Annotated in this window: 7 protein-coding genes and 1 rRNA gene; 2 read left to right on the top strand and 6 right to left on the bottom strand. The window is 56.6% G+C overall.

Going from position 1 to position 7,161, the window contains the following annotated elements; all coding sequences use genetic code 11:
- Positions 1 to 69 (bottom strand): 16S ribosomal RNA (locus B498_RS0121785); the annotation flags it as partial.
- A 560-nt stretch (positions 70 to 629) separates the two neighbouring features.
- On the opposite strand from B498_RS0121785, the gene purH reads away from it, so the two are divergent.
- Complete coding sequence (gene purH, locus B498_RS00435) at positions 630 to 2,219, top strand: bifunctional phosphoribosylaminoimidazolecarboxamide formyltransferase/IMP cyclohydrolase (RefSeq protein ID WP_008503471.1); 1,590 nt, start codon at positions 630 to 632, stop codon at positions 2,217 to 2,219.
- A gap of 15 nt (positions 2,220 to 2,234) precedes the next feature.
- The gene (gene purD, locus B498_RS00440) at positions 2,235 to 3,527 is read left to right on the top strand and encodes a phosphoribosylamine--glycine ligase (protein ID WP_008503470.1); all 1,293 of its coding nucleotides are present in this window, start codon (positions 2,235 to 2,237) and stop codon (positions 3,525 to 3,527) included.
- 90 nt (positions 3,528 to 3,617) lie between these two features.
- Here the strand turns inward: purD and B498_RS00445 are convergent, their stop codons facing one another.
- The 5 genes from B498_RS00445 to hemE all read right to left on the bottom strand — a co-directional run bounded on the left by B498_RS00445 (position 3,618) and on the right by hemE (position 7,158).
- Entirely contained in the window at positions 3,618 to 4,310 is a 693-nt protein-coding gene (locus B498_RS00445) for a DUF1481 domain-containing protein (RefSeq protein ID WP_008503469.1), read from the bottom strand.
- An 11-nt stretch (positions 4,311 to 4,321) separates the two neighbouring features.
- Positions 4,322 to 4,594 (bottom strand): nucleoid-associated protein HU-alpha, encoded by a 273-nt coding sequence (hupA, locus tag B498_RS00450; RefSeq protein ID WP_002445246.1) that lies wholly within the window; start codon positions 4,592 to 4,594, stop codon positions 4,322 to 4,324.
- A 186-nt stretch (positions 4,595 to 4,780) separates the two neighbouring features.
- Positions 4,781 to 5,371, bottom strand: a complete 591-nt coding sequence (locus B498_RS00455; protein ID WP_008503468.1) for a YjaG family protein — start codon at positions 5,369 to 5,371, stop codon at positions 4,781 to 4,783.
- 41 nt (positions 5,372 to 5,412) lie between these two features.
- Positions 5,413 to 6,084, bottom strand: a complete 672-nt coding sequence (nfi, locus tag B498_RS00460) for a deoxyribonuclease V (RefSeq protein WP_008503467.1) — start codon at positions 6,082 to 6,084, stop codon at positions 5,413 to 5,415.
- Between the two features lie 9 nt (positions 6,085 to 6,093).
- Complete coding sequence (gene hemE / locus B498_RS00465) at positions 6,094 to 7,158, bottom strand: uroporphyrinogen decarboxylase (RefSeq protein ID WP_008503466.1); 1,065 nt, start codon at positions 7,156 to 7,158, stop codon at positions 6,094 to 6,096.
- Positions 7,159 to 7,161: the final 3 nt, after the last annotated feature.

Genomic DNA, 7,161 nt, shown 5'->3' with positions numbered 1-7,161 from the left:
CCGCTCGACTTGCATGTGTTAGGCCTGCCGCCAGCGTTCAATCTGAGCCATGATCAAACTCTTCAATTTAAGTTTGATGCTCGTGAATTAAACTTCGTAATGAATTACGTATGTTCACTCAGAGACTTGGTATTCATTTTTCGTCCGAGGACGTTAAGAATCCATGTCACTTTGAGTGCCCACACAGATTGTCTGATAAATTGTTAAAGAGCAGTGCAACGCGGCTTTCGCTCACCGTTGCGAGGTGGCGTATATTACGCTTTCCTCTTTCAGAGTCAACCCGTTATTTCAGGATTTTTTCTCTTCAACCGACCGCGTTGTCTGTGAAGTGATTCACATCCGCCGTGTCGATGGAGGCGCATTATAGGGAGTTCTCCGCAGGCCGCAACCGCTAAATGACAGAAAAATGACTGACTGCTGCATTCCACAGCAAAACCCCGCCTTATACCTTTTTACGCACAGACTTATCCACAATGATACGAAAAAGTGAAAATGTGCGAGCGTTGCGCAAACGTTTTCGTTAAAATGCTCGCGCTTTACAAGGATGCCTCGTCAGGTGTGTTAGATGAGTTTTTCACAGGAAAATTCATCTAACGCTCTCTGTAATCGTGAAATCCAGGGGATTTACCATGCAACAACGTCGTCCAGTCCGCCGCGCTCTGCTCAGTGTTTCTGATAAAGCCGGTATCGTCGAATTCGCTCAGGCACTTTCTGCACGCGGTGTAGAGCTGCTTTCCACAGGTGGAACCGCTCGCCTGTTAGCAGATAAAGGTCTGCCGGTAACCGAAGTGTCCGATTACACCGGTTTCCCGGAAATGATGGATGGACGCGTCAAAACCCTGCACCCGAAAGTCCACGGCGGCATTCTGGGCCGTCGCGGTCAGGACGACGCCATTATGGAACAGCACGACATCGCGCCGATCGACATGGTTGTCGTTAACCTCTACCCGTTCGCCCAGACCGTGGCGCGCGAAGGCTGCTCTCTGGAAGATGCCGTAGAGAATATTGATATCGGTGGCCCGACCATGGTGCGCTCTGCGGCCAAGAACCATAAAGATGTCGCCATCGTGGTAAAGAGCAGCGATTACAGCGCCATTATTAATGAGATGGATGCGAACGAAGGGTCGCTGACTCTGGACACCCGCTTCGACCTCGCGATTAAAGCATTCGAACACACCGCGGCGTACGACAGCATGATTGCCAACTACTTCGGTAGCCTGGTGCCGGCTTACCACGGTGAAAGCAAAGATCCTTCAGGTCGCTTCCCGCGCACCCTGAACCTGAACTTCATTAAGAAGCAGGATATGCGCTACGGCGAGAACAGCCACCAGCAGGCGGCCTTCTATATAGAAGAAGAGGTAAAAGAAGCTTCTGTCGCTACCGCCCAGCAGGTGCAAGGCAAAGCGCTCTCCTATAACAACATTGCCGATACAGACGCCGCGCTGGAGTGCGTGAAAGAATTCAGCGAGCCGGCCTGCGTTATCGTCAAGCATGCGAACCCATGTGGCGTTGCCGTGAGCACCTCAATCCTTGATGCCTACGATCGCGCCTACAAAACCGACCCGACCTCCGCGTTCGGCGGCATTATCGCCTTCAACCGCGAGCTGGATGCTGAAACGGCTCAGGCCATCATCTCCCGCCAGTTCGTTGAAGTGATCATCGCGCCATCGGCCTCCGAAGAAGCGCTGAAAATCACCGCGGCAAAACAGAACGTGCGCGTACTGGTTTGCGGCCAGTGGGCAGGACGCGTGCCGGGCCTGGACTTCAAGCGCGTAAACGGCGGCCTGCTGGTTCAGGACCGCGATCTGGGTATGGTGACAGAAGCCGACCTGCGCGTGGTGACCAAACGTCAGCCGACCGAACAGGAACTGCGTGACGCGCTGTTCTGCTGGAAGGTGGCGAAGTTCGTGAAATCCAACGCCATCGTCTACGCCAAAGAGAACATGACCATCGGGATAGGCGCAGGCCAGATGAGCCGCGTTTACTCTGCGAAAATCGCGGGTATTAAAGCAGGTGACGAAGGCCTGGAAGTCAAAGGCTCCGCCATGGCTTCTGACGCCTTCTTCCCGTTCCGTGACGGCATCGATGCCGCAGCCGCTGTCGGCATCACCTGCGTGATCCAGCCTGGCGGTTCAATCCGCGATGACGAAGTGATTGCCGCTGCCGACGAACACGGCATTGCGATGATCTTCACCGACATGCGTCACTTCCGCCATTAATTCCCGGAGCAGAAAATGAAAGTATTAGTGATTGGTAACGGCGGACGCGAGCACGCGCTGGCGTGGAAAGCGGCCCAGTCTCCGCTGGTTAAAACGGTCTTCGTGGCACCGGGCAACGCCGGTACCGCGCTGGAGCCCGCGCTGCAGAACGTGGCTATCGGCGTGACCGACATTCCGGCGCTGTTGAGCTTTGCTCAGCAGGAGAAAATCGACCTGACCATCGTCGGCCCTGAAGCGCCGCTGGTGATTGGCGTGGTGGATGCGTTCCGCGCAGCGGGCCTGAAAATCTTTGGCCCAACGGAAGGCGCCGCGCAGCTGGAAGGCTCCAAGGCCTTCACCAAAGATTTCCTCGCGCGTCATAACATCCCGACGGCGGAATATCAGAATTTCACTGAAGTGGAGCCTGCTCTGGCCTGGTTACGTGAGAAAGGCGCGCCGATTGTTATCAAGGCCGACGGTCTGGCCGCGGGTAAAGGCGTGATCGTCGCGATGACGCTCGAAGAAGCGGAAGCCGCGGTTCAGGATATGCTGGCAGGTAATGCCTTTGGCGATGCGGGCCACCGCATCGTGATAGAAGAGTTCCTCGACGGTGAAGAGGCGAGCTTTATCGTCATGGTCGACGGCGAGCACGTTCTGCCGATGGCCACCAGCCAGGATCACAAGCGTGTGGGCAATGGCGACACGGGGCCTAATACCGGCGGGATGGGCGCTTACTCCCCTGCGCCGGTCGTGACTGACGACGTCCACCAGCGCACCATGGATCGCATCATCTGGCCTACCGTGAAGGGGATGGCGGCAGAAGGCAATACCTACACCGGTTTCCTTTATGCAGGCCTGATGATCGACAAGCAGGGTAACCCTAAGGTCATCGAATTCAACTGCCGCTTTGGCGATCCAGAAACCCAGCCAATCATGCTGCGCATGAAATCCGATCTGGTGGAGCTGTGCCTGGCTGCCTGCGATGGCAAGCTGGACGAGAAAACCTCCGAGTGGGACGAGCGTGCGTCTCTCGGCGTGGTGATTGCTGCGGGGGGTTATCCGGGCAACTACAGCACCGGTGATGAGATCCACGGTCTGCCGCTGGAAGAGATTGACGGTGCGAAAGTGTTCCACGCCGGTACGAAGCTGGCTGAGGACGATCGCGTTCTGACCAACGGCGGACGCGTGCTGTGTGCGACCGCGCTGGGTCATACCGTGGCAGAAGCACAGAAGCGCGCCTATGCGCTGATGGCGGATATTCACTGGAACGGTAGCTTTAGCCGTCAGGATATCGGCTATCGCGCGATTGCGCGTGAGCAGGGGGAGTAATTCCTCCTCGCCCTCACCCTCTCCCACAGGGAGAGGGAATCGTTCGTAGGCCGGATAAGCGTTAGCGCCATCCGGCTTAATCCACAGAACTCAAAAACTCTTCTCTGTCGGCTGCCAGGTGCAGAAATCTTCGTTCGCCACCAATAGCAATTGAGAGCCTTCCGGCGCCTCAAGCCACGCCACGCTCACGTCCATTGATGAATGACGCTGACGGCGTTGAATGTGTTCGGTCGCCCAGGATTCAAGCTCAGGCTTCACCGTTTGCCCTTCGCAGGTGGTTACCGTTCCATCGTTATGCCAGCGCCCCTGGCGCAGCACAACGCGTCCCAGACGAAGCGCATCGCTGGTCTGGCGGATTTGTTCGGCACGGTAACGGTAGAGGGCGATTTGGTCGCTGGAAAGCTGCTGTTTTTGACCGCTGACTTCACGCTGCATAAAGCTCAGCTCGCCATGGTCGTCAAAACGCACTTTCACGTGTTCGGGGGTCTTGCTGTAGACGTTCAGCTCAATCAGCGAGAGGTCATCTCCCTGCCAGCGATATTCTGCCGTCGACGTATTGCCGCTATGCCACGGGCTGAAGGCAGACAACAGATGAACTTCATTGCCGGAATCTTTACGCCAGATCCTGACCGCGCCCTGGTTGTCAGCGTAGCCGCTGGCGGTAAACGGCGGCAGAGTGGTGTCGTGACTACAGGCTGACAGCAGCAGCACACCTGCCAGCGCGAGCGTTCCGCGCCAGAAAGACAAAAGGGGCGTTGCCGCCCCTTCGCTAAAACTGTTCACTGCCACGCGTCTTACTTAACAGCGTCTTTCAGTGCTTTACCAGAAACAAATGCCGGCACGTTAGCTGCGGCGATTTTGATTTCTTTACCGGTCTGCGGGTTGCGGCCAGTACGCTCAGCGCGGTGGTTCACTTTGAAGGTACCGAAACCAACCAGTTGTACAGCATCGCCTTCTTTCAGAGACTCAGTAATAGCAGCCAGGGTAGATTCCAGAGCAGCTTTAGCCTGCACTTTAGACAGATCAGCCTTGTCCGCAATTACATCAATCAGTTGAGTCTTGTTCATAAGTTATCCTTTCAATGTGTTTATCGCTTGCTAAGCATCGAGTGCGACGAAAATGCCAAAAAAGCACTCTCCTGCATACACGCACCGATAGCCACTTTTTTTCGCCCCCCAAATGTAGACCAGACAAGGGTCGAAAGGGAAGAGTCGAGGAGCGACAAAACGGGCGTTATCTCAAGTTTTCTTATCTCATTGGTTAAAAATTATACCAATATTACTCTCACCGGCCTCACGTAAGTCCGCGCGCAGCCCTTTTATCAGCTCAATATCGCGTTCTTCACACTCTGCCAGGAGGCGGAAAATCTCCCACTGGATATCCCATTCTTGCTCAACGGCCGGGTTCGCACGCAGCTCTTCGTCGGTCATCTCGCGACCTTCCTGGGTCATTTCCAGCATCGCCACGGTGGTGATAGAGGCCTTACTGACTTCGATAGCGTGCTCCAGCGTCTCACCGCTCAGGCGGGAGTGGAGCAATTCGCTTAACGCCACACAGGCATCAATTGCCGGGTAGACGCCGTACAGGTCAAAATCATCCGCCACCGGGATCGCCTCTTCCAGCTTTTCGAGCTGAGAGTCGAAATTCACCTTCGCGTCTTTCACCGTCAGCGTTTCCCAGATCAGATCCAGAATGCGGCGGTAGATATGGCCATCACCAAAGCCGGTCTGCTTGCAGAACGCGGCATAGTTGGGATACATGCGCTCGCACAGGCAAGCCATGAAGGTGACGTGCTGCCAGCTTTCCAGCTTTTCAAGGCGCAGGTGAATCGGGTTTTGTAGCATGATGATCTCTCGAATCGAAAATTAGGCGCAGTTTACCTGAATCATCGCTGAATTTCCTGCCAACGAACAAAAGCCGGACGCGAAGAGGCCACCGCGTCAGCCCAGCGCGTTGGCTCCGGTAAGCGGTAGCCCTTCATGCAGCGCTGTACCCACGCCAGGGCGCTGTCCATACTCACCCGATGGCCGGTGGCGATGAACAGCGGATTACAGCGTGCCTTGCTGCGCCAGACCCACGCCAGCTGCTCGCCTTTATGGATAAGCGGTGCCAGCGCACCCGGCTGGGCTGAAAGAGGTTCAAAGGCGCCGCAGAGGCGTTTCTTGGCGACACCGATGGTCGGCACATCCACCAGCAGCCCAAAGTGGCTGGCAACGCCTAAACGGCGCGGGTGTGAGATACCGTGTCCATCGACAAAAAGCAGGTCAGGTTTTTGCGAAAGCTGCTCCCACGCTGCCAGCAGCGCGGGATATTCGCGGAAGGAGAGAAAGCCCGGAATGTACGGCATGGTGGTGGCAATACGCGCGACCTTGTACTCCACCAGCTCGAGCGAAGGGTATTTCAGCACCACCATCGCCGCTCGCGTCACGTCCCCACCCTGCTCAAACCCGACGTCGGCTCCGCCAATGTACTGCGGAGGATCCTTATCCAGACGATCCTCGCGGATCACCGATGAGGCCAGTTCGATTTGTTGAGCGCGTAGCGACGCGAGATCCATAACGACTCCTTACTTGTGATACTGGGCAGAAAGCCGATGCACCGCCTCCACAAATACGCCTGCGTGCTCTGGCGGTACATCCTGATGAATACCGTGGCCGAGGTTAAAGACGTGGCCTTCCCCCTGGCCGAAACCAGACAGTATAGTCGACACTTCTTCTTCAATGCGGGCAGGCGGCGCATAGAGCATGGACGGGTCCATATTGCCCTGAAGCGCCACTTTGTCGCCCACGCGGCGGCGGGCATCAGCGATATCGGTGGTCCAGTCGAGACCCAGAGCGTCACAGCCGGTTGCCGCCATGGCTTCCAGCCACTGACCGCCACCTTTGGTGAACAGCGTCACCGGCACGCGGCGGCCTTCGTTTTCGCGCAGCAGGCCGTCAACGATTTTATGCATGTAATACAGGGAGAACTGTTGATAATCACGCCCGGTCAGCACGCCGCCCCAGGTATCGAAAATCATCACCGACTGCGCACCGGCTTTAATCTGCGCGTTGAGATAGAGCGTGACGCTCTTCGCGAGCTTGTCGAGCAGCGCATGCAGAGCCAGCGGCTCGGCGTACATCATCTTTTTAATCAGGGTGAAGGCTTTGCTGCTGCCCCCTTCCACCATATAGGTCGCCAGCGTCCACGGGCTGCCGGAGAAGCCAATCAGCGGCACTTCACCTTTCAGCTCGCGGCGAATGGTGCGCACGGCGTTCATCACGTAGCCCAGCTCGCCTTCCGGATCGGGGATCGGCAGCTTGTCCACATCGGCTTTGCTTCTGATCGGAGAGGTAAAACGCGGGCCTTCACCGGTTTCGAAGTACAGGCCAAGGCCCATCGCATCCGGAATGGTCAGAATATCCGAGAAGAGGATCGCCGCATCCAGCGGGAAGCGGCGCAGCGGCTGGAGCGTCACTTCACAGGCCAGCTCGGCGTTTTTGCACAGCGACATAAAATCGCCCGCCTGCGCGCGCGTGGCTTTGTACTCTGGCAGATAGCGTCCCGCCTGGCGCATCATCCACACCGGGGTGACATCAACGGGCTGGCGCAGCAGCGCACGCAGATAACGATCGTTCTTCAGTTCGGTCATTTT

This window comes from Enterobacter sp. SST3 (assembly GCF_000286655.1).
In the GTDB taxonomy this organism is placed as follows: Bacteria; Pseudomonadota; Gammaproteobacteria; order Enterobacterales; family Enterobacteriaceae; genus Enterobacter; species Enterobacter roggenkampii.
The sequence above is the reverse complement of the archived record's forward strand: the minus strand, read 5'-3'. Positions and strand labels throughout refer to the sequence as shown.

Bases quoted from the DNA above. Each gene is read 5' to 3' on its own strand.
- purH (WP_008503471.1), top strand. From the start codon at position 630: ATGCAACAACGTCGTCCAGTCCGCCGCGCTCTGCTCAGTGTTTCTGAT.
- purD (WP_008503470.1), top strand. From the start codon at position 2,235: ATGAAAGTATTAGTGATTGGTAACGGCGGACGCGAGCACGCGCTGGCG.
- hupA (WP_002445246.1), bottom strand. From the start codon at position 4,594: ATGAACAAGACTCAACTGATTGATGTAATTGCGGACAAGGCTGATCTG.
- B498_RS00455 (WP_008503468.1), bottom strand. From the start codon at position 5,371: ATGCTACAAAACCCGATTCACCTGCGCCTTGAAAAGCTGGAAAGCTGG.
- nfi (WP_008503467.1), bottom strand. From the start codon at position 6,084: ATGGATCTCGCGTCGCTACGCGCTCAACAAATCGAACTGGCCTCATCG.
- hemE (WP_008503466.1), bottom strand. From the start codon at position 7,158: ATGACCGAACTGAAGAACGATCGTTATCTGCGTGCGCTGCTGCGCCAG.